The organism is Nonomuraea sp. NPDC049758 (assembly GCF_040674635.1).
GTDB lineage: Bacteria > Actinomycetota > Actinomycetes > Streptosporangiales > Streptosporangiaceae > Nonomuraea.
The window spans coordinates 366,776-390,909 of record NZ_JBFAMZ010000002.1 but is presented as its reverse complement, the minus strand read 5'-3'; the positions used below and the strand labels follow the sequence as shown (position 1 = coordinate 390,909).

23 protein-coding genes are annotated in these 24,134 nt (G+C 71.8%); 21 read left to right on the top strand and 2 right to left on the bottom strand.

Features of this window, described 5'->3' with window-relative positions:
- Window positions 1–2: 2 nt before the first annotated feature.
- The 13 genes from AB0J46_RS06260 (at window position 3) to AB0J46_RS06200 (ending at window position 14,394) form a co-directional block, all read left to right on the top strand.
- Window positions 3–497 (top strand): GNAT family N-acetyltransferase, encoded by a 495-nt coding sequence (locus AB0J46_RS06260; RefSeq protein ID WP_364327185.1) that lies wholly within the window; start codon window positions 3–5, stop codon window positions 495–497.
- Between the two features lie 190 nt (window positions 498–687).
- The gene (locus tag AB0J46_RS06255; RefSeq protein ID WP_364327183.1) at window positions 688–1,065 is read left to right on the top strand and encodes a hypothetical protein; all 378 of its coding nucleotides are present in this window, start codon (window positions 688–690) and stop codon (window positions 1,063–1,065) included.
- An 18-nt stretch (window positions 1,066–1,083) separates the two neighbouring features.
- Window positions 1,084–1,992 (top strand): EamA family transporter, encoded by a 909-nt coding sequence (locus tag AB0J46_RS06250; protein ID WP_364327180.1) that lies wholly within the window; start codon window positions 1,084–1,086, stop codon window positions 1,990–1,992.
- Window positions 1,992–2,621 carry a GntR family transcriptional regulator gene (locus tag AB0J46_RS06245; protein ID WP_358290759.1) on the top strand — a complete coding sequence of 210 codons (630 nt, stop codon included), beginning with the start codon at window positions 1,992–1,994 and terminating at the stop codon, window positions 2,619–2,621. Before AB0J46_RS06250 ends, AB0J46_RS06245 begins: the two co-directional genes overlap by 1 nt.
- Before the next feature lie 72 nt (window positions 2,622–2,693).
- Window positions 2,694–3,044 (top strand): hypothetical protein, encoded by a 351-nt coding sequence (locus AB0J46_RS06240; protein ID WP_364327177.1) that lies wholly within the window; start codon window positions 2,694–2,696, stop codon window positions 3,042–3,044.
- Window positions 3,045–3,314: 270 nt separating this feature from the next.
- Complete coding sequence (locus AB0J46_RS06235; RefSeq protein ID WP_364327174.1) at window positions 3,315–4,769, top strand: sugar transferase; 1,455 nt, start codon at window positions 3,315–3,317, stop codon at window positions 4,767–4,769.
- A gap of 2 nt (window positions 4,770–4,771) precedes the next feature.
- Window positions 4,772–5,839 (top strand): glucose-1-phosphate thymidylyltransferase, encoded by a 1,068-nt coding sequence (locus tag AB0J46_RS06230; protein ID WP_364327171.1) that lies wholly within the window; start codon window positions 4,772–4,774, stop codon window positions 5,837–5,839.
- Window positions 5,836–6,765, top strand: a complete 930-nt coding sequence (rfbB, locus tag AB0J46_RS06225; protein ID WP_364327168.1) for a dTDP-glucose 4,6-dehydratase — start codon at window positions 5,836–5,838, stop codon at window positions 6,763–6,765. The genes AB0J46_RS06230 and rfbB overlap by 4 nt, the downstream gene beginning before the upstream one ends.
- 13 nt (window positions 6,766–6,778) lie before the next feature.
- Window positions 6,779–7,630, top strand: a complete 852-nt coding sequence (rfbD, locus tag AB0J46_RS06220) for a dTDP-4-dehydrorhamnose reductase (protein ID WP_364327165.1) — start codon at window positions 6,779–6,781, stop codon at window positions 7,628–7,630.
- Complete coding sequence (locus tag AB0J46_RS06215) at window positions 7,615–8,574, top strand: endonuclease/exonuclease/phosphatase family protein (RefSeq protein WP_364327162.1); 960 nt, start codon at window positions 7,615–7,617, stop codon at window positions 8,572–8,574. The genes rfbD and AB0J46_RS06215 overlap by 16 nt, the downstream gene beginning before the upstream one ends.
- 52 nt (window positions 8,575–8,626) lie before the next feature.
- Entirely contained in the window at window positions 8,627–9,397 is a 771-nt protein-coding gene (locus AB0J46_RS06210) for a WecB/TagA/CpsF family glycosyltransferase (RefSeq protein WP_364327159.1), read from the top strand.
- The gene (locus AB0J46_RS06205; protein ID WP_364327156.1) at window positions 9,394–10,509 is read left to right on the top strand and encodes a hypothetical protein; all 1,116 of its coding nucleotides are present in this window, start codon (window positions 9,394–9,396) and stop codon (window positions 10,507–10,509) included. The genes AB0J46_RS06210 and AB0J46_RS06205 overlap by 4 nt, the downstream gene beginning before the upstream one ends.
- 69 nt (window positions 10,510–10,578) lie before the next feature.
- Window positions 10,579–14,394, top strand: coding sequence for a LamG-like jellyroll fold domain-containing protein (locus AB0J46_RS06200; protein ID WP_364327153.1), 3,816 nt, complete (start codon window positions 10,579–10,581; stop codon window positions 14,392–14,394).
- Here AB0J46_RS06200 and AB0J46_RS06195 read toward each other — a convergent pair.
- Together AB0J46_RS06195 and rfbC are read right to left on the bottom strand one after the other, a co-directional pair.
- Window positions 14,391–15,221, bottom strand: a complete 831-nt coding sequence (locus AB0J46_RS06195) for a glycosyltransferase (protein ID WP_364327150.1) — start codon at window positions 15,219–15,221, stop codon at window positions 14,391–14,393. The genes AB0J46_RS06200 and AB0J46_RS06195 overlap by 4 nt on opposite strands.
- Window positions 15,215–15,772, bottom strand: a complete 558-nt coding sequence (gene rfbC / locus AB0J46_RS06190; RefSeq protein WP_364327147.1) for a dTDP-4-dehydrorhamnose 3,5-epimerase — start codon at window positions 15,770–15,772, stop codon at window positions 15,215–15,217. Before rfbC ends, AB0J46_RS06195 begins: the two co-directional genes overlap by 7 nt.
- A gap of 96 nt (window positions 15,773–15,868) precedes the next feature.
- Between rfbC and AB0J46_RS06185 the strand changes: the two genes are divergently transcribed.
- The 8 genes from AB0J46_RS06185 to AB0J46_RS06150 are packed head-to-tail and all read left to right on the top strand — an operon-like array spanning window position 15,869 to window position 24,127.
- Window positions 15,869–17,074 carry a class I SAM-dependent methyltransferase gene (locus tag AB0J46_RS06185; protein ID WP_364328022.1) on the top strand — a complete coding sequence of 402 codons (1,206 nt, stop codon included), beginning with the start codon at window positions 15,869–15,871 and terminating at the stop codon, window positions 17,072–17,074.
- Window positions 17,071–17,850, top strand: coding sequence for a sugar phosphate nucleotidyltransferase (locus AB0J46_RS06180; RefSeq protein WP_364327144.1), 780 nt, complete (start codon window positions 17,071–17,073; stop codon window positions 17,848–17,850). Before AB0J46_RS06185 ends, AB0J46_RS06180 begins: the two co-directional genes overlap by 4 nt.
- Window positions 17,847–18,494, top strand: a complete 648-nt coding sequence (locus AB0J46_RS06175) for a PIG-L family deacetylase (protein ID WP_364327141.1) — start codon at window positions 17,847–17,849, stop codon at window positions 18,492–18,494. The genes AB0J46_RS06180 and AB0J46_RS06175 overlap by 4 nt, the downstream gene beginning before the upstream one ends.
- Window positions 18,494–19,510: an SDR family oxidoreductase gene (locus tag AB0J46_RS06170; RefSeq protein ID WP_364327138.1), complete on the top strand. Its 1,017-nt coding sequence runs from the start codon at window positions 18,494–18,496 to the stop codon at window positions 19,508–19,510. The genes AB0J46_RS06175 and AB0J46_RS06170 overlap by 1 nt, the downstream gene beginning before the upstream one ends.
- On the top strand, window positions 19,507–20,772 hold the full coding sequence (locus AB0J46_RS06165; RefSeq protein WP_364327135.1) for a DUF4910 domain-containing protein: 1,266 nt from the start codon (window positions 19,507–19,509) through the stop codon (window positions 20,770–20,772). The genes AB0J46_RS06170 and AB0J46_RS06165 overlap by 4 nt, the downstream gene beginning before the upstream one ends.
- Window positions 20,769–21,749, top strand: coding sequence for a hypothetical protein (locus AB0J46_RS06160; RefSeq protein ID WP_364327132.1), 981 nt, complete (start codon window positions 20,769–20,771; stop codon window positions 21,747–21,749). Before AB0J46_RS06165 ends, AB0J46_RS06160 begins: the two co-directional genes overlap by 4 nt.
- Window positions 21,750–21,757: 8 nt before the next feature.
- Window positions 21,758–23,233, top strand: a complete 1,476-nt coding sequence (locus AB0J46_RS06155) for an oligosaccharide flippase family protein (protein ID WP_364327129.1) — start codon at window positions 21,758–21,760, stop codon at window positions 23,231–23,233.
- Window positions 23,234–23,248: 15 nt separating this feature from the next.
- Entirely contained in the window at window positions 23,249–24,127 is an 879-nt protein-coding gene (locus AB0J46_RS06150) for a glycosyltransferase family 2 protein (protein WP_364327126.1), read from the top strand.
- Window positions 24,128–24,134: the final 7 nt, after the last annotated feature.

Genomic DNA, 24,134 nt, shown 5'->3' with positions numbered 1-24,134 from the left:
GCGTGACCCCCGTCGACATCAGGCTTCGCGAGTGGCGCGAGGACGACGCCCCGGCCGTGCTGCGCGCGTTCCGTACGCCCGATCTGCGCCGCCAGTCGTCCTTCCCCGTCGTCACGCTCAAGGACGCGGTGGGCTGGATCACGTCCTGGACGGGCGTCGGGCACGCGTTCGCGGTGACCGTCGAGGGTGGCGCGGTGGTCGGCAACGTGGCCGTGGCCGGGATCGACGCCCACGACAACGGGTGGGTGTCCTACTGGGTCCTGCCCGCGCACCGGGGGCTCGGGATCGCGACGGCGGCCACCGAGGAGCTGGCCCGGTGGGCGTTCGGCGAGCGCGGGCTCTTCCGGCTGGAGCTGGGTCACCGCACCGACAACCCGGCGTCGTGCCGGGTGGCGACCAAGGCGGGGTTCCGGGCGGAGGGCATCGAGCGCGGCAAGCTCCGCCACGAGGGCGTCCGCCTCGACGTCGAGCGCCACGCCCGCCTCGCCACCGACTGACCCGTCCGGCCCGCCCCTGCCGCGGAGGGCCCGAGGGGCGACGCTCGCATGGGGGAAGGCTTTGCCCCACTGCGGAGGGCCGGGGGCCGGCTGGTCCCGGCGCGGAGGGGCCGGCGGCCGGAGGGCCCGCGAGGGCCGGGTGATCGGGTGCGCTGGTCACGTGGTGGCGGGGTGAACTACCCTTTTTCGGGTGGACAGCGAGAGCCGGGCCGCGGCCGGGCTGCTGGCGGCCCTGAGCAGGGCGGCCGAGATCCTCGCCGGCTTACGCCACCCCTTCGTGCGCAGCCGTCCCTTCTCCTGCTTCGTCCCGCCCTCGGGAGTGCGCACCGGTGCCGACTTCGTCCTCCCGGACGGCCGCGAGGTGCGCTTCGAGGTGTCCCTCACCGTCTCCGGGGACGCCTTCCACGTGGCGGGCGGGATCACCGCGGAGGGCGAGCCGCTGCTGGAGCTGCCGCGCAGAAGCCTGCCGAACGTGCACGACGCGCTCGCCGTCCTGGACGACTACGCGGGCGACGTCACCGCCCCCGCTGACCGCATGCTGGACGGCCTGCTGGACGAAATTGTCTAATTGTCTGACAATGTAGGCATGAAGAACGGACCTCTCGCCGTCGTGGGCGCCTCCGCGCTCTGGGGCACCGCGGGCACCGCGGGATTGCTGGTCTCGGCCGACTCGGTCGCCCTGGCCGCGGCCCGGCTGGTCATCGGCGGCGCCGCGCTCGGCCTGCTCGCGCGGGCCGGTGTGCGGCGGGCGTTCCGGCCGGCGCTGGTGCCGGCGGCCCTGGCGGTGGCGGCGTACCAGCTGTGCTTCTTCGCGGCGGTCGGCCGCACGGGCGTGGCCATCGGCACGGTGGTCGCGATCGGCAGCGGGCCCGTGTTCACCGGCCTGCTGTCCTGGGTGCTGCACGGCCGGCGGCCGAGCGGGCGGTGGGCGCTGGCGACCACGGCGGCGGTCTGTGGCTGCGCGGCGCTGATCGGCGGCGGCGGCGCGCAGGCGGGCGGGCAGATGGTGTCGGGCGTGCTGTTCGCGCTGCTCGGCGGCCTGCTCTACGCCTTCTACGCGGTCTCCGCGGCCAGGGCCATCGAGAAGGGGGCCGGGTCGGACGCCGTGATGGGGGTGATGTTCGGCGGCGCCGCCCTGGTCATGCTGCCGGTGCTGCTGGTCAACGGCGTCGGCTGGCTGGGGGAGCCGCGCGGGCTGCTCGCCGTGCTCTACCTGGGCCTCGGCACCACCGCGCTGTCCTACATCCTGTACGGGCGCGGCCTGCGCACCACGCCGGTCGCCACGGCCTCGACGCTGGCGCTGGCCGAGCCGGCCGTCGCCGCGCTGCTGGGCCTGCTGGTGCTGGGCGAGCGGCTGGCCCCGCTCTCGATCGCCGGGCTGGTGATGCTGGTGCTCGGGCTGGTGGCGGTGGCCGTGCCGGAACGCGGCAGGGGCCGGGGCGGGGAGCAGGGCAGGGAGCAGGGCAGGGAAACGGCACTAGCATCACAGCCGTGATGTTGCCCCTCAAACCCGTCTCCACGGTCGGCGCGCTCGCCGACGCCCTGCGCACCCGGGTGCTCTCCGGCGAGATCGCGCCGGGCACGCCGCTGCCCGAGCAGGAGATCGCCGCGTCGTACGGCGTGGCCAGGCCGACCGTGCGCGAGGCGCTGGCCGGCCTGGTGCACGAGGGACTGCTCAGGCGGGAGCGCAACCGCAGCGCTTATGTCCCCGAGGTGACGATCTCGGACCTCCAGGACCTCATGTACGTGCGCCGCCCCCTGGAGGACCTGATGGCCCAGGCCGTGGCCGGCCGCCGGGTGCCCGACGCCGAGGCCGCGCTGCTCAGGTGGGCGGAGCTGCCGGCCGACGCGCCCTGGTCGGCGACCGTCGCCGAGCACATGGCCCTGCACGAGGCGCTGATCGAGGCGGCCGGCAGCCGGCGGCTCGAACGTCTCTACGCCACGCTCGCCGCCGAGACCAGGCTCGGCATGGTGCGCCTGCGCCAGGTCTATCGCGACCGGGACGTCCTGATCCGCGAGCACCGCGAGCTGCTCGACGCCATCGCGGCGGGTCCGGTGGAGGCGGCGCGGGCGGCCGTCGCGGCGCATCTCAGCCACAACTGGGGCAGTCCCGAGCTTCCTTGAACGGATGGCTCATGCGCGTCATTGAGCGCGAACCCTTGCGGGACGGCCCCGGAACTCGCAAGAATCGCGGCCATGCACGGCAACCCGATGCCGGACTCCTACGTATATGTCACCGAAGAGGGCGTCACCCGCCACTACGCCGACGGCAGCGTCGAAGCTCTCGCGTGGGAGGACGTGGCGGAGGTCCGTGTCGCCACCGAATCCGGGGAAGACGTCCACTACATCCTGCTCGATCGGGACGGTGAAGGCTGCGTGGTGCCGCGTTCCGCGACTGATGCCACCTTTGTCGCCCGGCTACGCTACTTGCCCGATTTCGATCTCGACCGGCTGAACCTGGCCGCCGATTCCGCGCGTGACGGAGTTGTGGTCGTGTGGCGCAGCCCTGATCCGCCGTCCGCATTGCCGGACCTGGAGTACGACTAGCGGCTTCGCCTCCCGGTCACCTGGCGAAATGTCGCCATAAACCTCACATTCTCTCGCTCTGGCGCTGCACTTTTGGATCGTTCCGTCAACCCCCGAAACCCCTAGGTCGACGTCCGATTGTGGACATTTCCCGTTATTCCCCAGGTTGGAATCGATCTTTACTCTTTAGTGGGGGCCGCCGCCCTTGATAACGCATGGGTCATTGTCAACCTATGCGGCACAAGGAACGTCCTGTTATCGCGGTGAAAGCAGTTATCACAGGGTGGTGCTATGAGGGTGGGGACTGGGGAGTCCACTGCTGTGCTCCTCGAGGCCGCGCCACGCCTTGAGTCCGACATCTGGACCCGGGCGTATCTGCGGCTCCTGTTAGGCGGGGACACGGCGTGCGCGTTGTTCGCGTGCGCGTGCGTGCTGGGCGTACGCCTGGCCTCCGGCGTGTACGTGCCGATCGCCGAGTACGTGCTCGGGCTCGGCCTGCTCGTCGTCTGGCCGGTCGCGCTCATGATGGCGGGCGCGTACCGTCAGCGCGCCAACGGCGAGGGCACCGAGGAGTTCAAGGCCGTCTTCACCGGCGGCATCGGGCTGATGGCCACCACGGCCATCCTGGCCTACGCCACGCAGACGGCCATCGCGCGCAGCTTCGTCATGGCGATGCTGCCGCTGGTGCTGCTGGCCACGCTCTACTTCCGCTACCGCATGCGCAAGCGGCTTCATCGCAGGCGGGCGATCGGCGAGTACATGCGGCAGGTGATCGCGGTCGGGCACCGGGAGTCGATCCTGGACCTCGTCGTGCAGTTCCGCCGCCAGCCGCACCACGGCATGCAGGTGGTGGGAGCCTGCCTGCCGTACGACACGCTCGACGTCGACCTCGACGGCATCCCCGTGATGGGCTCCTTCGGCGACGTCGCCGAGGTCGTGGCGCATTCGGGGGCCGACGCGGTGGCCGTCCTGGCCTGCCCCGAGCTGGACGGCGCGGCGCTGCGCCGGCTGGCCTGGAGCCTGGAGACCGCGCGCACCGACCTGTTCGTCGCGCCCGCGCTCATGGACGTCGCCGGCCCGCGCATCAGCATCAGGCCGGTGGCCGGGATGCCGCTGCTGCACGTCGAGCACCCGGAGTTCGACGGCACCCGGCAGCTCGTGAAGGCGGCCTTCGACCGGCTGGTGGCCGGCGCGGCGCTGCTGGTGCTCGCGCTGCCGCTGTTGACGCTCGCCCTGGTGATCAGGCTTACCAGCCGGGGGCCCGCGCTGTTCCACCAGACCAGGGTGGGCAGGGGCGGCCGGGAGTTCCGGGTGGTGAAGTTCCGCACAATGGTGGTGGACGCGGAACGGCTCAAGCACCAGCTTCTCGCGGCGAACGAGTTCGACGGCGTGCTGTTCAAGATAAGGAACGATCCAAGGATCACCGGCGTCGGCGCGTTCCTGCGCCGCTACTCGCTGGACGAGCTGCCGCAGCTGCTCAACGTCATCCGTGGTGAGATGTCCCTCGTCGGCCCCCGGCCGCCGCTGCCGGAGGAGGTCGCCAGGTACGGCGCCGACGTGCGCCGCCGTCTGGTGGTCAAGCCGGGCATGACCGGCCTCTGGCAGGTCAGCGGGCGCTCCGACCTGACGTGGGAGGAATCCGTCCGGCTCGACCTGCGCTACGTGGAGAACTGGTCGCTCCTGCTCGACCTGCAGATCCTGTGGAAGACCTGGTCCGTCGTCACCCGTGGAGAAGGGGCTTACTAGCAGTGAAGGCACTCGTGCTCGCCGGAGGGTCGGGCACACGGCTCCGGCCCATCACGCACACCTCGGCCAAGCAGCTGGTCCCCGTCGCCAACAAGCCGGTCCTGTTCTACGGGCTGGAGGCCATCGCGGCGGCCGGGATCCGGGAGCTCGGCCTGGTGGTCGGGGACACGCAGGCGGAGATCGAGACGGCCGTGGGGGACGGCTCGGCGTTCGGGCTGCAGGTCACCTACCTCCGCCAGGAGGCGCCGCTCGGGCTGGCCCACGGCGTGCTGATCGCCCGCGAGTTCCTGGGCGACGACGACTTCGTCATGTACCTGGGCGACAACTTCGTCGTCGGCGGCATCAACGACCTGGTGGACCGGTTCGCCAGGGAACGGCCCGCCGCGCAGATCATGCTGACCAGGGTCGGCGATCCCGGCCAGTTCGGGGTCGCCGAGCTGGACGCGAGGGGCCGGGTGGTCGGCCTGGAGGAGAAGCCGGCCCGGCCCAAGAGCGACCTGGCCCTGGTCGGCGTGTACCTGTTCAGCCCGGCGATCCACGCCGCCGTCGGCGAGCTCAAGCCGTCGTGGCGGGGGGAGCTGGAGATCACCGACGCCATCCAGTGGCTGATCGAGGCCGGGCTGCGGGTGGAGTCGTCGGTGATCTCGGGATACTGGAAGGACACCGGCAACGTCACCGACATGCTGGAGGTCAACCGGCTGGTCCTGGAGTCGGTCGAGCCCGGCGTGCGCGGGCGGGTCGACGAGGCCAGCGAGCTGATCGGCCGGGTCGTGGTCGAGCCGGACGCGGTGGTCGAGCGCTCCCGCGTGGTCGGCCCGGCGATCATCGGCCGGGGAGCGCGCGTCCAGGACAGCTACGTCGGGCCGTTCACCTCGGTCGGCGCGTCGTGCGTGGTCACCGGCAGCGAGATCGAATACTCGATCCTGCTGCCCAGGGCGTCCATCGACGGCGTCGGCCGGATCGAGGCGTCACTGATCGGCCACGACGTCGAGGTCACCCGAGCGCCCAACACGCCCAGAGCCCACCGTCTCGTGCTGGGCGATCACAGCAAGGTACAGATCACTACATGACAAGAATTCTGGTGACCGGTGGCGCGGGATTCATCGGCTCCCACTTCGTCCGGGGGCTGCACGACGCGTACGTCACGGTCCTCGACAAGCTCACCTACGCGGGGAACCGGGCCAACCTCGAAGGGGTGCGGCACGAGTTCGTCCACGGCGACATCTGCGACGCCGAGCTGCTGCGCGAGGTCGTGCCCGGTCACGACCTGGTGGTGAACTTCGCCGCCGAGTCCCACGTCGACCGGTCGATCGAGGGCGCCGCCGCCGAGTTCATGCGGACCAACGTGCTCGGCACCCAGACGTTGCTGCAGGCGTGCCTGGAGGCGGGCACGCCGAAGGTCGTCCAGGTCTCGACGGACGAGGTCTACGGGTCGATCGACATCGGCTCCTGGGACGAGTCCGCGCCGGTGCGCCCGCGTTCGCCGTACGCGGCCAGCAAGGCGGGCGGCGACCTGATCGCCCGCTCGTACGCGATCACCTACGGCCTGAACGTGTCGATCACCCGCTGCGGCAACAACTACGGTCCCCGGCAGTACCCGGAGAAGCTGATCCCGCTGTTCGTCACGAACCTGCTGCGCGGCCGCCCGGTCCCGCTGTACGGCGACGGCGGGAACGTGCGCGACTGGATCCACGCCGAGGACCACTGCGCCGGCATCCGCCTGGTCGCCGAGAAGGGCGAGCCCGGCGAGATCTACCACATCGCCGGCACCGCCGAGCTGACGAACAAGGAGCTGACCGCCCGCCTGCTCGAAGCCTGCGGCCGCGGCTGGGACTCGGTGCGCCACGTCGAGGACCGCAAGGGCCACGACCGCCGGTACTCCCTGGACGACAGCAAGCTGCGCAAGCTCGGCTACCGCCCGGAGATCCCGTTCGACCAGGGGCTGAAGGACACGATCCGCTGGTACGCCGAGCACCGCGACTGGTGGCCCGCGTGACCGGGCGCCTGCCATGAGGTGGCTCGTCACGGGCGGCGGCGGGATGCTGGCCGCCGACGTCCTGGAACGGGCCGCGCTGACCGGCGAGCCGGTGCTCGCGCTCGGCCGGTCCGAGCTCGACCTGTGCGACCGGCGCGCGGTGCGCGACTTCGTCGCCGCCTACCGGCCGGGCGTGGTGGTCAACTGCGCCGCCTGGACCGCCGTGGACGACGCCGAGACCCACGAGGACGAGGCGCTGGAGGTCAACGGGCACGCGGTGGGCTGGCTGGCCGAGAGCTGCGCGCGGGCCGGCGCGCGGCTCGTGCACGTCTCCACCGACTACGTCTTCGACGGCACCGCGCCGGGCCCGTACCCGGAGGACGCCCCGACCGCGCCGGTGAACGCGTACGGCAGGACCAAGCTCGCCGGTGAGCGGGCGGCGCTGGAGCACGGGCACCACGTGGTGCGCAGCGCCTGGCTGTACGGCGCGGCCGGCCCCAACTTCGTCCGGACCATGATCAGGCTGGCGGCCGAGCGCGACACCGTGGACGTGGTCGACGACCAGCACGGCCAGCCGACGTGGACCGCCGACCTGGCCGACTACCTGGTCCGGCTGGCGCGCTCCGAGCTGCCGCCGGGCGTCTACCACGGCACCAGCTCCGGGGAGACGACATGGTGCGGCCTGGCCAAGGAGATCTTCACGCTGCTCGGCCTGGACCCGGACCGGGTGCGCCCGGTGAGCTCGGCGGGCTTCCCCCGGCCGGCCCGGCGTCCGGCCAACAGCGTGCTCGCGCACACGAAGGGAGAGCCGATCCGGCACTGGCACCAGGCGCTGCGCGCGGCCTGGCCGGTGCTGACCCGCGGGCGCCGGTGCGGCGTCGCGTAGGCGGCGCGGTGCTGTGGCTCATGGTGGCGGGCCTCGCGGGATGGGCGGGGCTGCGGCTGCTCGGGTGGGAGCCGAAGTTCCTGTGGTCGCAGCTCGTGTCGTTCACGCCGTACGCGGCGGCGCTGTCGGTGGTGCCGCTGGCGTTCGCGCTCTACCTGCGCGCCGGGGCGCTGATCGCCGCCGCGCTCGCCGTGACGTGCGCGTTCGCGGTGGCCGTCGTGCCGCGCGCGGTGCCCGAGGGCAACCCGCCGGTGGCCGGGCCGGTGCTGCGGGTGCTGGCGGTCAACCTGCTGCACTCCTCCGTGCTGCCGCCGGTGCTGGTGGAGACGGTCGAGCGCGAGCGGCCCGACGTGCTGCACCTGCTGGAGTTCACCGGCCTGATGCGGGAGCGGGTGGAGGAGCTGGGGCTGACGCGGCTGCTGCCGTACCGGATCGTGCTGCCGGGGGAGGACTCGTCGGGGGCGGCGATCTACTCGCGGTACCCGTTGCGGGCCGCGGACTCGCCGATCGCGGCGCCGCCCTTCGAGGAGAGCCCGCGCCACCTGCCCGCCGTCGTCACGCTGCCGGGTGGGCGGGAGGCCGAGATCGTCGCCGTGCACGCGTGCGCGCCCTCGGAGGGCTGGCGCACGGCCTGCTGGGCGTCGAGCATCCGGGCGCTGCCGCCCGCCGGCGGCCGCCTGCGGATCCTGGCCGGGGACTTCAACTCCACGCTCGACCACGCGGTGCTGCGCGACCTGATCGCCACCGGCTACCGGGACGCCGCCGACGTCACCGGAAAGGGGCTCTCCATGACCTGGCCCTACTACGAGCAGCCGCGGCTGTTCCCGAAGGTGGCCATCGACCACGTGCTGGCCGACCGGCGGATCGCGGTCCGGAGCTTCCAGACCCTGCGGGTGCCGCGGACCGACCACCGGGCCACGCTCACCGAGCTGGTCCTTCCTTGATGTGACGTTTCCGGAGCTGAGACCGATATGTCATGGACACCCAGGGGGACGGATGACGAGGTTGCCGGAGCGGAAGACGGTGTTCGGCACCGTGCTGGACGCCCTCACCATGAACCAGGTGATCGCCCGCTGCGTGGCGGCCGTCGCGGAGGGCGGCAGGCTGACCATCGGCGTGGTGAACGCCGCCAAGGTCGTCAACATGCGCGCGGACGCCGCCCTGCGCCAGTCGGTGCTGGACAGCGACCTCGTGCTGGCCGACGGGCAGGCGGTGGTCTGGGCGGCGCGGGCGCTCGGTCACCGGATCCCCGAGCGGGTGGCGGGCATCGACCTGTTCACCGAGCTGATGGCCGAGGGCGGGCGGCGCGGCTACCGGGCCTACTTCCTCGGCGCGACCGGTGAGGTGCTGGCCGGGGTGCTGGACGAGGTGCGCGCCCGCTATCCGGGGCTGGCCGTCGCCGGCTCCCGCGACGGCTACTTCGCGCCGGAGGAGTCGGCCGAGGTCGCCGCCGAGATCGCCGCCTCGCGGGCCGACCTGCTGTTCCTGGGCATCACCTCGCCGAAGAAGGAGATCTTCATCCGCGAGTGGGGCGAGCGCACCGGGGCGCGGATCATCCACGGCGTGGGCGGCTCGTTCGACGTGCTGGCCGGGCGTACCCGCAGGGCGCCGGTGCGCTGGCAGCGATCAGGGCTGGAATGGCTCTACCGCATGCTCCAGGAGCCGCTGCGGCTCGGGCCGCGCTACGTGCGCACCAACGGCAGTTTCCTGCTCCTGGTGGTCAGGGAGTGGGCCGGTGTCAGACGCAGGATCGAGGAGACGACGTGACGGATCACCGGATCGCTCTGCTGAGCTCCGGCCACCAGGACTTCGTGCGGGGCATGCTGGACCTGTCGGTCCGCGGCCTGCCCCCCGGCTACGCCGACGGCGGCTTCGTCTTCACCCGCCGGGGCCGGCGACAGCCCGACGGCACGTGGACGGCCGTGCCCGAGGGGCGCAGCATCCGCTACTCCGCGATCGTCGCGCTCGGCGTGGCCACCCTGGAGGAGGCCCGGCAGCGGGCGGCGCTGGCCGGCGACGACGTCCTCGACCTGGTGGGGAACCTGGTCAAGCGGCTTCCCGAGGTGCGCGGCGCCGGCGACGCGGCGCTGATCTGCTGGGCGGCGGCCGAGACCGGGCACGCCGACCTCGACCTGGCCCTGAGCCGCCTGGCCGAGCTGGACGCGGGCGGGCAGATCCACACCGTCGAGGCGGCGTGGGTGCTGGCCGCCCTGGTCGCGGCCGGGGTGCGCGACGGCCGCGCCGAACGCGCCCGCGAGCGGCTGCTCGGCGGGCTGGCCGGCAACCGGCTCTACCCGCACGCGCTCGGCCGGGGCGCGCTGGTGCCGCGCTACCGCGCCCACGTGGGGTGCTTCGCCGACCAGGTCTACCCGCTCCAGGCGCTGGCCCGGCTGCACGCCGCCACCGGGGACGCCGAGGCGCTGCGGGCCGCCGAGCAGGTGGCCGCGGGCATCTGCTCGGCGCAGGGGCCGGAGGGGGAGTGGTGGTGGCACTACGACGCCCGTACCGGCTCGGTGGTGGAGGGGTATCCGGTGTACAGCGTGCACCAGCTCTCCATGGGGCCGATGGCGCTGCTGGACCTGGCCGACGCGGGCGGCACGGCGTACGTGGCGGAGATCTCCAAGGGGCTCGACTGGATGATCGAGCGGCCCTCGTTCGTGCTCGACGACCTGGCGCTGACCTGGCGGAAGGAGGCCAGGGCCGATCCGCGCAAGCTGGTGCGCGGGCTGCGGGCGATGGCGACGGGCGTGCACAGGGAGATGCGGCTCGGCGTCCTGGACCGGGTCTACCCGCCGGTCGCCGTGGACCGGGAGTGCCGGCCGTACGAGCTGGGGTGGTTGCTGTACGCGTGGCTGGCCAGATGCGGACAAAGCGCGTGACTTAGCCCTGAATCGGTGCGATAGATCGATCCAGGGCTCGGGGGATTTTTCCGTTTCAAGGGGGTTCCCGTGTTACGGCGGCTTCGCCATGCGCTCCTTTCCGTCCTGCTGATCACGACCGGGCTGGCGATCGTCGCGCCGCCGCCCGCGCAGGCACTGCCGGGCAGCTTTCAGAGACAGGTGGTCTTCAGCGGCCTGACCAATCCGACCAACATCGAGTTCGCCTCGGACGGCCGGGTGTTCGTCGCCGAGAAGAGCGGCCTGATCAAGGTCTTCGACTCACTCACCGACACCACGCCGACGATCTACGCCGACCTGCGCACGCAGGTGCACAACTTCTGGGACCGCGGGCTCCTCGGCCTGGCCCTGCACCCGGACTTCCCGGCCGACCCGCGCATCTACGTGCTGTACTCCTACGACGCGGTGCCCGGCGGCAGCGCGCCGCGCTGGGGCGCCGCGGGCGTGAGCGCCGATCCGTGCCCGACCCCGCCCGGCGCCACGGGTGACGGCTGCCTGATCACCGGGCGGTTGTCCGTGCTGGCGCCCTCGGGCGGCTCGGTCGCCGAGACGCCGCTGATCACCGGCTGGTGCCAGCAGCACCCCAGCCACTCCGTCGGCGACCTGGCGTTCGGCCCCGACGGCATGCTCTACGCCAGCGGCGGCGACGGTGCCAGCTTCAACTTCGCCGACTACGGCCAGGACAACGTGACCAGCTCCGACGTCACCCCGGACAACCCCTGCGGCGACCCGCCCTCGCCCGTGGGCACCGCGCTCAGCCCGCCGGCCGCCGAGGGCGGCGCGCTGCGCTCGCAGGACCTGCGCACCGGCGGCGACCCGGCGGGCCTGAACGGCAGCATCATCAGGGTCGACCCGGACACCGGCGCGGCCGCCCCCGGCAACCCGAACGCGGGCAGCAGCGACCCCAACGCGGCCCGGATCATCGCCTACGGCCAGCGCAACCCGTTCCGCATCACCGTACGGCCCGGCACGAACGAGATCTGGGCGGGCGAGGTCGGCTGGAACACCTACGAGGAGATCAACCGGATCGCCTCGCCCACCGGCCCGGTCAGCAACTTCGGCTGGCCCTGCTACGAGGGCCCGGCCCGGCAGGGCGGCTACGACAACCTGAACCTGACCCTCTGCGAGAACCTGTACGCGGCGGGCCCGTCGGCGGTGACGCAGCCGTACTTCGCCTGGAACCACGCCTCCAAGCCCGCGCCGAACGACCCGTGCCCGTCAGGCGGATCGTCCTCCAGCGGCGTCGCGTTCTACGAGGGCGGCTCCTACCCGCACGCCTACGACGGCGCGCTGTTCTTCTCCGACTTCAGCAGGTCGTGCGTCTGGGTCATGACCAAGGGCGCGAACGGCCTGCCCGACCCGGCCACGGTGACCACGTTCGACTCCGGGATGCCCGCCGTGGAGGTGCAGACCGGCCCCGGCGGCGACCTGTTCGCGGTCGACTACACCAACGGGCAGATCGTCCGCTACATCTACGCCAACCACCCGCCGTCCGCCGTCATCAGGGCGAGCGCCACCACCGGCGTCGAACCCCTCACGGTGAACTTCACCGCCGCCGACTCCAGCGACGCCGACGGCGACCCGCTGACCTTCCAGTGGGACCTGGACGGCGACGGCGAGCTCGACGACTCCACCGCGACCACGCCGTCCTTCACCTACAGCCAGCGCGGCTCCTACGTCGTGCGGCTGCGGGCGAGCGACGGCCACGGCGGGCAGGGGGACGCCACCGTCACGATCAACGTGGGCAACACCTCGCCGCAGGCGACGATCAACACGCCCTCCACCGGGCTCACCTGGGCGGTCGGCGACACGATCGCCTACTCGGGCACCGCCACCGACGCCCAGGAGGGGACCATCCCCGGCTCGCGGATGGTGTGGAAGCTGAGCCTGATGCACTGCCCGCTCACCTGCCACGAGCACGAGATCACCTCGACCACCGGCACCAGCGGCACGTTCGTCGCGCCCGACCACGAATACCCCTCCTACCTGAAGCTCTCCCTGACCGCGACGGACGCGCAGGGCCTCACCGACATCAAGAGCGTGGTGCTGCAGCCGAAGACGGTGAACATCGGCTTCGAGACCTCGCCCTCCGGCCTGCAGATCGGCTTCAACAGCGAGCAGTCCGTGACCCCCTTCACCAGGACGGTGATCGTAGGCTCGCACAACTCGATCTCCGCGCCGTCGCCGCAGAGCGCGGACGGCTTCACCCACACCTTCGCCTCCTGGTCCGACGGCGGCGCGGTCAGCCACGACATCACCGCCCCGGCCACCGGCGTGACCTACACGGCCACCTTCGAGCGGGCCCAGGCGCCCGACGGGCTCGTGGCCGCGTACGGGATGAACGAGGGCGCGGGCACGGCGGTCGCCGACTCCTCCGGCAAGGGCAACGCCGGGACGGCGGCGAGCACCACGTGGAGCACGAGCGGCAGGTTCGGCAAGGCTTTGTCGTTCGACGGCACGTCGAGCTGGGTGACCGTGGCCGACTCCGCCTCGCTGCACCTGACCGGCGGCATGACGCTGGAGGCGTGGGTGCGCCCGACCAGCGTGACGGGCTGGCGGACGGTGCTGATGAAGGAGTTCGGCGCCGACCTGGACTGGGCGCTCATGGCCAGCGGCGGCAGCGGCCCGGCGGCGTTCGTCCACACCTTCGCGGGCACGAACGCGCAGGCGCCGGGCAACCTGCCGCTGAACACGTGGAGCCACGTGGCGGCGACCTACGAGGGCAGCCGGCTGCGGCTGTACGTGAACGGCAGCGAGGTGGGCGGCACCTCGATGTACGGCAACCTCCGCACCGGGACGGGCCCGCTGCGGATCGGCGGCAACAGCGGCTCCGGCGAGCACTTCAGCGGGCTGATCGACGAGGTGCGCGTCTACGACCGGGCGCTCACCCCGGCGCAGATCACCACCGACATGAACACCCCCGTCGGCCCCCAGGGACCGCCCGACACCACGCCGCCGACCGCGCCCGGCCCGCTGACCGCGACCGGCGGCCCGGGCAGCGCGCAGCTCGTCTGGACGCCCGCGACCGACAACGTCGGGGTCACCGGATACACCGTCCACCGATCCACGACCGCGGGGTTCACGCCGTCGGGGGCCAACCAGGTGGGCTCGACCGCCGGGCCGGCGTTCGTCGACTCGGGCGTCGCGCCGGGGACGTACTACTACCGGGTGGTGGCCTTCGACGCCGCCAGCAACACCGGGCCGCCGTCCAACGAGGTGTCGGCGGTCGTGACCCAGCCGCCCGCCGTCAGCGGCCTGGTGGCCGCGTACGGCATGAACGCGAGCAGCGGCACGGCCGTCGCCGACTCCTCCGGCGCCGGCAACAACGGCACCGCCACCGCGGCGACCTGGGTGGCCGGCAAGTACGGCCAGGCGCTGTCGTTCAACGGCACGTCGAGCTGGGTGACCGTGGCCGACTCCGCCTCGCTGCACCTGACCGACGCCATGACGCTGGAGGCGTGGGTGCGCCCGTCCAGCATGGACGGCTGGCGGACGGTGCTGATGAAGGAGTTCGGCGCGGACCTCGCCTGGGCGATCATGAGCAGCGGCAGCAATGGCAGCCCGTCGGCCTTCATCCACACCTCCTCGGGGGTGAACGCGCAGGCGCCGAACTACCTGACGTTGAACGCCTGGAGCCACGTGGCCGCCACCTACGACGGCTCCACGCTGCGGTTCTACGTCAACGGCGTGGAGGTGGCCACCAACCCCACGGGCGGCGACCTGCGTATCGGGACGAGCCCGCTGCGGATCGGCGGGAACAGCGGTTCCGGTGACTACTTCAACGGTCTGATCGACGAGGTGCGGATCTACAACAAGGTGCTCACCCGGGCCCAGATCGGCACCGACATGAACACGCCGGTCAGCTAGCTCCGGCTGCTCTCGTCGCGCAGCCAGGTGGTGTAGTCGCCCGCGCGGATCGCGCGGGCGGCCCGCCGCCTGGCCAGCACGGCCATCGCGGCGAAGACCACCGCCGCGCCCGCCAGGCGCGGCTCCTTCGCCACGATGGCCGCCAGGTCGCGCGGCCCGGTGCGCTCGCCCGCGCCGGCCGAGGTCCGCTCCAGCTCGGTGACGCTGGTCATGGCGCGGACCCGGCGGCGCAGCAGGTCGGCGACCGTGCGCGGCGGATGGATCACCGCGCGGGCGGTGCCGACGATCACGCGTTCGCCGGGCGTGAACGCCAGCGAGGCGGTCAGGTCGTCGGCCATCACCGGCGGCAGCGCGCGCAGCCGCTCGTTGCCTGCGCCGTTCACCGCGATCACGCCCCGGGCGAACAGCCCGGCGCGGACGTGCGGCAGCCGCGTCCAGATCGCGTAGTAGGCGCGCACCGGCCACGGGCGGTCGGCCAGCGTCAGGTCCCGCTCCGGCGCGGCGGCGAGCGGCCCGTCCGGCGCGGCCAGCACGGCCGCCAGCGCGCGCGCCGAGGCCGTGCTGAGCTCGATGTCGGCGTCCACGTACAGGCGGGGGTAGCCGCGGGCGGCCGCGTCGCCCATGCGCAGCGCCGCGCTCTTGGACGGGACGGGCGTGGTCAGCACCCGGACGTCGTACGGCCGGGCCGCCTCCGCCGTGCCGTCGGTGCAGCCGTTGGCCACGACCACCACGTCGAACTCGCCGGGCGCCGCCTCGCCGAGCAGGCCGTCCAGCAGCCGGCCGAGGACCTTGGCCTCGTTGTGGGCCGGGATCACGACGCTCACCACGACGGGAGGATCCCCGCGTCGCGGGCCTGCTTGAGCGTGGGGGCGGCGGCGTCCTTCGCCGACAGGACCGGCTCCACGTCGATCGGCCACTCGATGGCGAGATCGGGGTCGAGCGGGTGGATGCCGTGCTCGTGGGCGGGGTCGTACGGGGAGGAGCAGAGGTAGACGACCGTGGCCGACTCGCTGAGGGCCATGAAGCCATGACCCAGCCCCTCGGTCAGGAAGATGCCCTGGCGCGAGACGTCGTCCAGCCGCACCGCCTCCCACCGCCCGTACGTCGGCGAGCCCACGCGGACGTCCACCACGACGTCCATGGCCTCGCCCGCCACGCACATGACGTATTTCGCCTGGCCGGGCGGCACGTCGGCGAAGTGGATGCCGCGCAGCACGCCCCGGCCGGAGACCGAGCAGTTGACCTGGGCCAGCTCGATCGAGCGCCCTGTCGCCTCCCGCAGGTCGGCGGCGCGGAAGCTTTCCAGGAAAACGCCCCGGGGATCGCTGAGGATGCGGGGGGTGTAGAGCAATGCTCCATCGATGCTCAGGCGTTTCATGAAGACACTTGTAACACTCATTGCCGCTCACCCGAAGTATGGCTGTGGGTTTCCAAAGGGGGAAATCTTGTCATTTCTGGGTGGGGCCCTTTGTTGATGACATCGTGCCGGTTGTGCGGCTCGACGGACCTGGTCGGCGTGGTGGATCTCGGGGCGACACCGCCCTGTGAGCTCTTCCTCACGGCGGATCAACTCGATCAGCCCGAGCTCACCTATCCCCTTCATCTGCGGGTTTGCACGGGCTGCTGGCTGGCCCAGATCCCGCCGTTGATCACACCGGAAGAGACATTCACCGAATACGCCTACTTCGCGTCATTTTCTGCCTCCTGGGTGGAGCACGCGCGGCGGTTCGTGGACACGGCCGTGGAACGGTTGAAGCCGTCGTTCGTGGTCGAGGTGGCCAGCAACGACGGCTACCTGCTGCAGCACGTGGTCGGACGCGGCATCCGGTGCCTCGGCATCGAGCCGTCGGCCAACGTGGGGCAGGCGGCCAAGGACAAGGGCGTGCCGACGCTCACCGCGTTCCTGACCCCGGAGACCGGCGCGTCGGTGCGGGACGGGAACGGTCCCGCCGACCTGGTGGTGGCCAACAACGTCTACGCGCACATCCCTGACGTCATCGGCTTCACCAAGGGGCTGCGCGCCCTGGTGGCCGACGACGGATGGGTCTCGATCGAGGTCCAGCACCTGCTCACGCTCGTGGAGCTGAACCAGTACGACACCATCTACCACGAGCACTTCCAGTACTACACGGTGGCCTCCGCGCAGCGGGCGCTGGCGAGCGGCGGCCTGACCCTGGTCGACGTCGAGCTGCTGCCCACCCACGGCGGGTCGATCCGGCTGTGGGCGCGGCCCTCGGGCAGACCGTCCGGCCGGGTGCTCGACGTGCTCGCCAGGGAGAAGGCCGCCGGGCTGCACGACCTCTCCGGTTACGCGGGGTTCGCGGAGCGGGTCGCCCGCGTCCGCCGCGACCTGCTCCGATTCCTGATCACCGCCGCCGAGGAGGGCAAGACGGTCGCCGGGTACGGCGCGCCGGGCAAGGGCAACACGCTGCTCAACCACTGTGGCGTCCGGCCGGATCTGCTGGCCTACACCGTGGATCGCAATCCGTACAAACACGGCAGGTTCACGCCGGGCACCAGGATCCCGATCGCTCCGCCGGAGCGCATCGCCCAGGACCGCCCGGACTATGTGCTGGTCCTGCCGTGGAACCTGCGCGAAGAGCTCACCGCTCAGCTCTCCTATGTGCACGAATGGGGAGGCCGGTTGGTCTTCCCGATCCCACACCTGGAGGTCGTGTGAAGGTTGTCTTGTTCTGCGGAGGATTCGGCACCCGGATGCGGACCGGTGTGCCGGGCGAGGTGCCCAAACCGATGGCGCTCGTCGGTCCGCGACCGCTGCTGTGGCACGTGATGCGCTACTACGCCCACTTCGGACACAAGGAGTTCATCCTGTGCCTGGGGTACGGCGCCCACCACATCAAGGACTTCTTCCTCGGCTACCAGGAGGCCACCTCCAACGACTTCGTGCTGCGCGGCGGCAAGGTCGAGCTGCTGTCGAGCGACATCTCCGACTGGTCCATCTCGTTCGTGCAGACCGGGACGGACTCCCCGATCGGGGAGCGGTTACGCCGGGTCCGCAGCCATCTGGGCGACGACGAGGTGTTCCTCGCCAACTACGCCGACGTACTCACCGACGCGCCGCTGCCCGAGATCATCGACCGGTTCACCGAGTCCGGCGCGGCCGCCTCGATGATGGTGGTGCCGCCGTCCCAGACCTTCCACTGCGTGGACGTCGGCGAGAACGGGCTGGTCGGCGGCATCTCGCCGGTCAGTGAGATGCCGGTGTGGGTCAACGGCGGCTACTTCGTGCTGACCCAGGAGATCTTCGAGCACATCCCGGAGAACGGCGACCTGGTCGCCGACGGCTGCGCCGAGCTGGCCAAGCGCGGACGCCTGCTGGCCTACCCCCATCGCGGCTACTGGCGGCCCACCGACACCGTCAACCAGCGCATGGAGCTGGACGAGGCGTACTCGCGCGGCGTGCGCCCGTGGGCTCTGTGGGAACGGTCCCGGTGATCGGACTGCGTCCCGGGGGCGTGACCTCCGTCGTGGCGCTCGCCGCGCACTGCGACGACCTGGCGATCGGAGCCGGCGGCAGCCTGCTGACGATCTGCGCCGCCCGTCCCGGCGTGCGCGTGGACGCGCTGGTGCTGTCCGGCGGCGGGACCGCGCGGGAGGACGAGGAGCGCGCCGCGCTGGCCGACTTCTGCCCCGGCGCGGACCTGCGGGTGAGCGTGCTCAAGCTGCCCGACGGCTACCTGCCGGCCCGCTGGGAGGAGGCCAAGGCCGCGGTCGAGGAGCTGCGCGCCCGCACCGAGCCCGGCCTGATCCTGGCGCCCTGGCGCGGCGACGCCCACCAGGACCACCGGGGGCTGGCCGAGCTGGTGCCCACCGCCTTCCGCGACCACCTGACGCTCGGCTACGAGATCGTCAAGTGGGACGGCGACCTGGCCGCCCCCGCGGTCTACCAGCCGCTCACGCCGGAGGTGGCCGAGCGCAAGGTGGACCTGCTCCAGCGCCACTACCCCTCCCAGCGGCACCGCCCCTGGTACGACCGCGAGGCTTTCCTGGGCCTGGCCCGCATCCGGGGCATCGAATGCCACACGCGGTACGCCGAGGCGTTCCACGTGTCCAAGCTGACCGTCGATCTGGAGAACTGATGCGGGTACTTCTCACCGGCCACCAGGGCTACCTGGGCAGCGTGATGGCCCCCGTCCTGGCCGAGGCCGGGCACCAGGTCGTCGGCCTGGACTCCGGCCTGTTCGCCGAGTGCGTGCTCGGGCCCGAGCCCGAGCCGGTCGAGGCGCACGCCGTGGACCTGCGCGACGCCGGGCCCGAGCACGTCGCCGGGTTCGACGCGGTGATCCACCTGGCCGCCCTGTCCAACGACCCGCTCGGCGCGCTCGCGCCCGACCTGACCTACGACATCAACCACCACGCCTCCGTACGGCTGGCCAGGCTGGCCAAGGACGCGGGCGTGCGCCGCTTCCTGTACGCCTCCACCTGCTCGGTCTACGGCGCCTCCGGCGGCGCGGACCTGCTGGACGAGGAGGCCCCGCTGCGCCCGGTCACGCCGTACGCCGAGTCGAAGGTGCGGGTCGAGGACGACCTGACCGCGCTGGCCGACGACGACTTCACCCCGGTGTTCCTGCGCAACGCCACCGCCTTCGGGTTCTCGCCGAGGCTGCGCGCCGACATCGTGCTGAACAACCTGGTGGGCCACGCGCACCTGACCGGCGAGGTCCGGGTGTTGTCCGACGGCACCCCGTGGCGTCCGCTGGTGCACGCCAGGGACATCGCCGACGCGTTCGCCGCCGCCCTGACCGCGCCGCGCGAGGCCGTGCACGCCACGGCCTTCAACGTGGGCACCGAGGCCAACAACGTGACCGTGGCCGAGATCGCGGCCGAGGTGGTCGCGGCCGTCCCCGGCTCGACGCTGACGATCACCGGCGAGACGGGCGCCGACCCGCGCTCCTACCGCGTCGACTTCTCCCGGATCAGGTCCGCCCTGGGCTACGAGGCCCGCTGGACGGTCAAGGCGGGCGCCGTCGAGCTCATCGACGCCTACCGCGAGCACGGCCTGACCCGGCACGACTTCGACCGCCGCTTCACCAGGCTGGCCCGGCTCGCCGACCGGCGCGAGGCCGGCACCGTCGACGCCACCCTGCGGCCGTGACCGGCCCGGAGATGCACGACCTGGTACGGCGCCTCTACCCGTTGTGCCGCAGCATCACCGGCGACGGCCTGCGCCGCACCCTGGAGATCATCGGCGGCTCGATCCCGCTGGAGGTCACCGAGGTGCCGACGGGCACGCAGGTGCTCGACTGGACGATCCCCCGCGAGTGGAACATCCGCGACGCCTACGTCAAGGACGCCGCCGGGAACCGGGTCGTCGACTTCCGGCGAAGCAACCTGCACGTCGTCGGCTACAGCGCGCCGGTCGAGGCCACCATGTCGCTGGCCGAGCTGCGCGGACGCCTGCACACGCTGCCCGGCCAGCCGGACCTGGTGCCGTACCGGACCAGCTACTACGCCGAGACCTGGGGCTTCTGCCTGAGCCAGAACACCCTGGACGGGCTGGCGGACGAGCCGTACGAGGTCAGGATCGACTCCACGCTCGCCGACGGCCACCTGACCTACGGCGAGCACGTGATCCGGGGCCGCAGCTCGGAGGAGGTGCTGATCTCCTGCCACGTGTGCCATCCCTCGCTGGCCAACGACAACCTGGCCGGGGTGGCGGTGGCGGTGTCGCTGGCCCAGCGGCTCCTCGACCCCTGGTACACCTACCGGTTCGTGTTCGCGCCCGGCACCATCGGCGCGATCACCTGGCTGGCGCTCAACCGCGAGCGCGTGGACCGGATCAGGCACGGCCTCACCCTGGCCTGCGCCGGGGACGCCGGGACGATCACCTACAAGCGCAGCAGGCGCGGCGACGCCGAGATCGACCAGGTCTTCGCGCACGTGCTCAAGGACCGGCCGCACACCCTCCTGGACTTCTCGCCCTACGGCTACGACGAGCGGCAGTACTGCTCGCCGGGGTTCGACCTGCCCGTGGGCTCGCTGACCAGGACGCCCTACGGGGGTTACCCGGAGTACCACACCTCGGCCGACGATCCGGACTTCGTGCGGCCCGAGGCCATGGAGGACACCCTGGAGACGCTGTGGAGCGCCGTACGGGTCCTGGAGGGCAACCGCCGCTACCAGAACCTCAGCCCGTACGGCGAGCCCCAGCTCGGGGCGCGCGGCCTGTACGGCTCGCTGGGCGGCCGCAGTGACACGAAACAGGCCCAGATGGCGATGTTGTGGGTGCTCAACCTTTCCGACGAGCGGCACAGCCTGCTCGACATCGCGGAACGGTCGAACCTGCCGTTCCAGGCATTGGCGGACGCGGCGAACGCCCTGCAGAACGCGGGCCTGCTGAAGGAGTGGGTGGATTGAGCCTGGCGCTGAAAGTCGGCGACGTGGTCGAGGTTCTCAGTGCTGAAGAGATCCTGGCGACCCTCGATGAGCGCGGAGAGCTGGACAGCCTCCCGTTCATGCCGGAGATGCTGCGGTTCTGCGGGCAACGGCTGACCGTCCACAAGGTGGCCAACAAGCTCTGCGACACGATGACCAGGACCGGGATGCGGAAGATGGAGGACGCCGTCCACCTGACCGGCTCCCGCTGCGACGGCACGGCCCACGGCGGCTGCCAGACGGCCTGCCTGCTCTACTGGAAGACGTCCTGGCTGCGGAAGGTCGACGGGCCGCCCACGGCCGGGGAGCGGGTCCGTCCCGAGCGGCCGCTGCTGCCGCTGCTGGAGGTCAACACCCGCAAGGACCCCGCGCCGGACGGCGAGGAACGGTTCCGCTGCCAGGCGACCGAGCTGCTGCGGGCCGCCCCCGAGCTGCTCCCGTTCCGCGACCTGGGCCAGTACGTCACGGACGTCCGGGTGGGCAACGCCGGGATCGCCTCGACCGTCCGGACGTTGTTCTTCGGCCTGTTCAACCGCTACCAGCGGCTGTCCAGGAGGTTCCCCCGGGCGCTGCGCTTCAGGGGCGGCCTGGACTGGGGGTTCGTGCAGCCCGGCCCGCACACCGGCCCGGCCCCGACCGGGACGACCGACCTCCAGCCGGGCGAACTGGTCCGCGTCAAGTCCAAGGACGAGATCGTCGCCACGCTCACCACCAAGGGGTTCAACCGGGGGCTGGGCTTCGAGGAGGACATGGCCCGGTCGTGCGGCAAGGTCGCCCGGGTCACCGCGCGGGTCGAGCGCTGCATCGACGAGAAGACCGGAAAGCTACTTGAGATGAAAAATCCGTGCATCGCCTTGGACGGAATCATCTGCGACGGTGTGTACAAGTCCAACTGCCCCCGCGCGTTCATCCCGTTCTGGCGGGAGATCTGGCTGGAGCGGGTCAACGAGCAAAAGTAGGGCACAGCATGGTGGATCAGGCGAGCCCGGACATCAGTGACATTGGGCGCAAGGCGGGTCGAGGGGCGGTGTGGAGCCTGCTCGGCACGCTCGTCACCCGTGCGGGCTCGTTCATCCTCGGGCTGATCCTGGCCCGGCTCCTCGCACCCGCGGACTTCGGCACGTACGCCGTCGCGCTCGCGGCCACCCAGTTCGTCATGGTGGTCAAGGACGTCGGCGTCATGTCGGCCGTCGTGCAGTGGCGCGGCCGGCTGGAGGACATCGCGCCCACGGCCACGACGCTCACGATGATCTCCGCACTCGGCCTGTACGGGCTCTTCTGGGTCGGTGCGCCGTACTTCTCGGCGCTGGCCGGCAGCGCGGAGGCCACCACCGTGGTGCGCATCCTCACCGCGGTCATCCTGGTCGAGGCGGTCACGGCGGTGCGCAGCGCGGCCCTGCTGCGCTGGTTCCGCACCGGCAAGAACGCCAAGGCGGTGCTCGCGGGCTTCCTGGTCAACGCGCCGGTGGCCATCGTGCTCGCGGTCAACGGCGCCGGGGCCTACAGCTTCGCCTGGGGGCAGCTCGCCGGGGCCGTGGTCACCGGCGTCTTCATGCTGATCTACGCCCGGCTGCCCTACCGGCTGGGGTTCGACCGGAACGTCGCGGGCCGGCTGCTGAGGTTCGGGATCCCCTCGGCGGCCGGGATCGCCCTGGAGGTCCTGCTGCTCAACGTGGGCTACATCATCGTCGGCAACATCATGGGCGATTCGTGGCTCGGGTTCTACCTGATGGCGTTCAACGTGTCGAGCTGGGTGCCCGGCATCATCGGCAGCGCCATCCGCATGGTGTCGATCGCCGGCTTCTCCCGGCTGGCCGAGCGGGACGAGGAGTCGTTGTCGATCGGCGTCCAGCGCAGCGTGCCGCTGCTCATCGCCATGGTGCTGCCGCTGGCGGTGTTCATGGCGGTGCTGGCGCACTCGCTGATCATCTTCATCTACGGCCCGGAGTGGGAGCAGTCCGCCGGGGTGCTGCGCTTCCTGGCGGTCCTGATGGTGGTGCGCATGCTCACCGCCTTCGCGCTCGACATCCTGAACGGCCAGGGCGCCACCCGCTCGACCGTCTGGATGAACCTCGGCCACGCCGCGGCGATGATCCCGGCGGTCATCGCCGGCACGCACCTCGACGGCATCCGCGGCGCCGCGATCGGCCAGGCCACCGCCGCCGTGCTGGTCGCGCTGCCGCTCGCGATGATCGCCGTGCAGCGGGCGGGGGTCCGGCTCGGGCCGGTGCTGCCCGGTCTCGTACGCCCGGCGGTCGGGGCGGTGGTCTGCGCCGCCGTCATGGTCGGCCTGGCCAGCCTGACCCACGGCAGCCCGTTCGTGCAGCTCGTCCTGGCCGGCGGCGGCGGGCTGCTGGCGTACGTGCTGGTCGTGGTGACCCGCGACCAGTTCCACCTAGTGAGCGCCCGTCTGGTGCGGCTGCTGCCCGCCCGCGCGCGCTGACCCCGAGGAGAGACGATGCTGGTGTCCATCGGAATCCCGGTACGCAACGGCGCGGACCGGCTGGAGACGGCCGTGCGCTCCGCGCTCGCCCAGGATCACGCCGAGCTGGAGGTCGTGATCTCGGACAACGCCTCCACCGACGGCACGCAGGAGCTCTGCCGCGAGCTGGCCCGCCAGGACGACCGCATCGCCTACCACCGCCAGCCCCACGACCTGCACGTGGTCGGGAACTTCGTGGAGGTGCTGCGCCGCGCGCGCGGCGAGTTCTTCCGCTGGATGGGCGACGACGACCTGCTCGAACCCGACTACGTCTCGCGCACGCTGGAGCCGTTCCTGGGCGACGAGCGGCTCATCCTGGTCACCTCCGACGTCCGGTACACCGGCGCGGACGGGACCGTCCACGAGCCGCGTTACCGCGGCACCCGGATGCTCTCCGACGACCCGGTCGACCGCCTCGACGAGCTGTGGGACGTGGTCACGACCCAGCACCACGGCCTCGACCCCCTCTACGGGCTGATGCGGCGCGAGCGGGTGGCCGCCGTGCCGAGACCGCTGATGATCCGCGAGGACGAGGTCTACGCCACCATGCTCGCGCTGACCGCGCCCTGGGGGCACGTCCCGCGCGTGCTGGCCCATCGCAACCTGCGCGAACGCCGCCTGTCCGGGATCGCCGCGGCGCTCGGCGTGCCCGCCTGGACCGCCCATTTCGCCACCACGCTGCAGTTCCGGGCCATGCACCGGGCCCTCGGCGGCACGGAACTGTCGGCGGAGCAACGCGCCCGCGCGCGGGCCGTGCTGCTGCGCACGTACTGGCGGCGTCAGCAGCAGATGCTGACGCACCGCAGCCGCAAGATCGCCGGGTTGGCCGCCCGACTCGTCTCCTCGAAAGGGTGAAACCCTC

Bases quoted from the DNA above. Each gene is read 5' to 3' on its own strand.
- AB0J46_RS06250 (WP_364327180.1), top strand. From the start codon at position 1,084: ATGAAGAACGGACCTCTCGCCGTCGTGGGCGCCTCCGCGCTCTGGGGC.
- AB0J46_RS06245 (WP_358290759.1), top strand. From the start codon at position 1,992: ATGTTGCCCCTCAAACCCGTCTCCACGGTCGGCGCGCTCGCCGACGCC.
- AB0J46_RS06240 (WP_364327177.1), top strand. From the start codon at position 2,694: ATGCACGGCAACCCGATGCCGGACTCCTACGTATATGTCACCGAAGAG.
- AB0J46_RS06235 (WP_364327174.1), top strand. From the start codon at position 3,315: ATGAGGGTGGGGACTGGGGAGTCCACTGCTGTGCTCCTCGAGGCCGCG.
- rfbB (WP_364327168.1), top strand. From the start codon at position 5,836: ATGACAAGAATTCTGGTGACCGGTGGCGCGGGATTCATCGGCTCCCAC.
- rfbD (WP_364327165.1), top strand. From the start codon at position 6,779: ATGAGGTGGCTCGTCACGGGCGGCGGCGGGATGCTGGCCGCCGACGTC.
- AB0J46_RS06210 (WP_364327159.1), top strand. From the start codon at position 8,627: ATGACGAGGTTGCCGGAGCGGAAGACGGTGTTCGGCACCGTGCTGGAC.
- rfbC (WP_364327147.1), bottom strand. From the start codon at position 15,772: ATGAAACGCCTGAGCATCGATGGAGCATTGCTCTACACCCCCCGCATC.
- AB0J46_RS06185 (WP_364328022.1), top strand. From the start codon at position 15,869: ATGACATCGTGCCGGTTGTGCGGCTCGACGGACCTGGTCGGCGTGGTG.
- AB0J46_RS06170 (WP_364327138.1), top strand. From the start codon at position 18,494: ATGCGGGTACTTCTCACCGGCCACCAGGGCTACCTGGGCAGCGTGATG.
- AB0J46_RS06155 (WP_364327129.1), top strand. From the start codon at position 21,758: ATGGTGGATCAGGCGAGCCCGGACATCAGTGACATTGGGCGCAAGGCG.
- AB0J46_RS06150 (WP_364327126.1), top strand. From the start codon at position 23,249: ATGCTGGTGTCCATCGGAATCCCGGTACGCAACGGCGCGGACCGGCTG.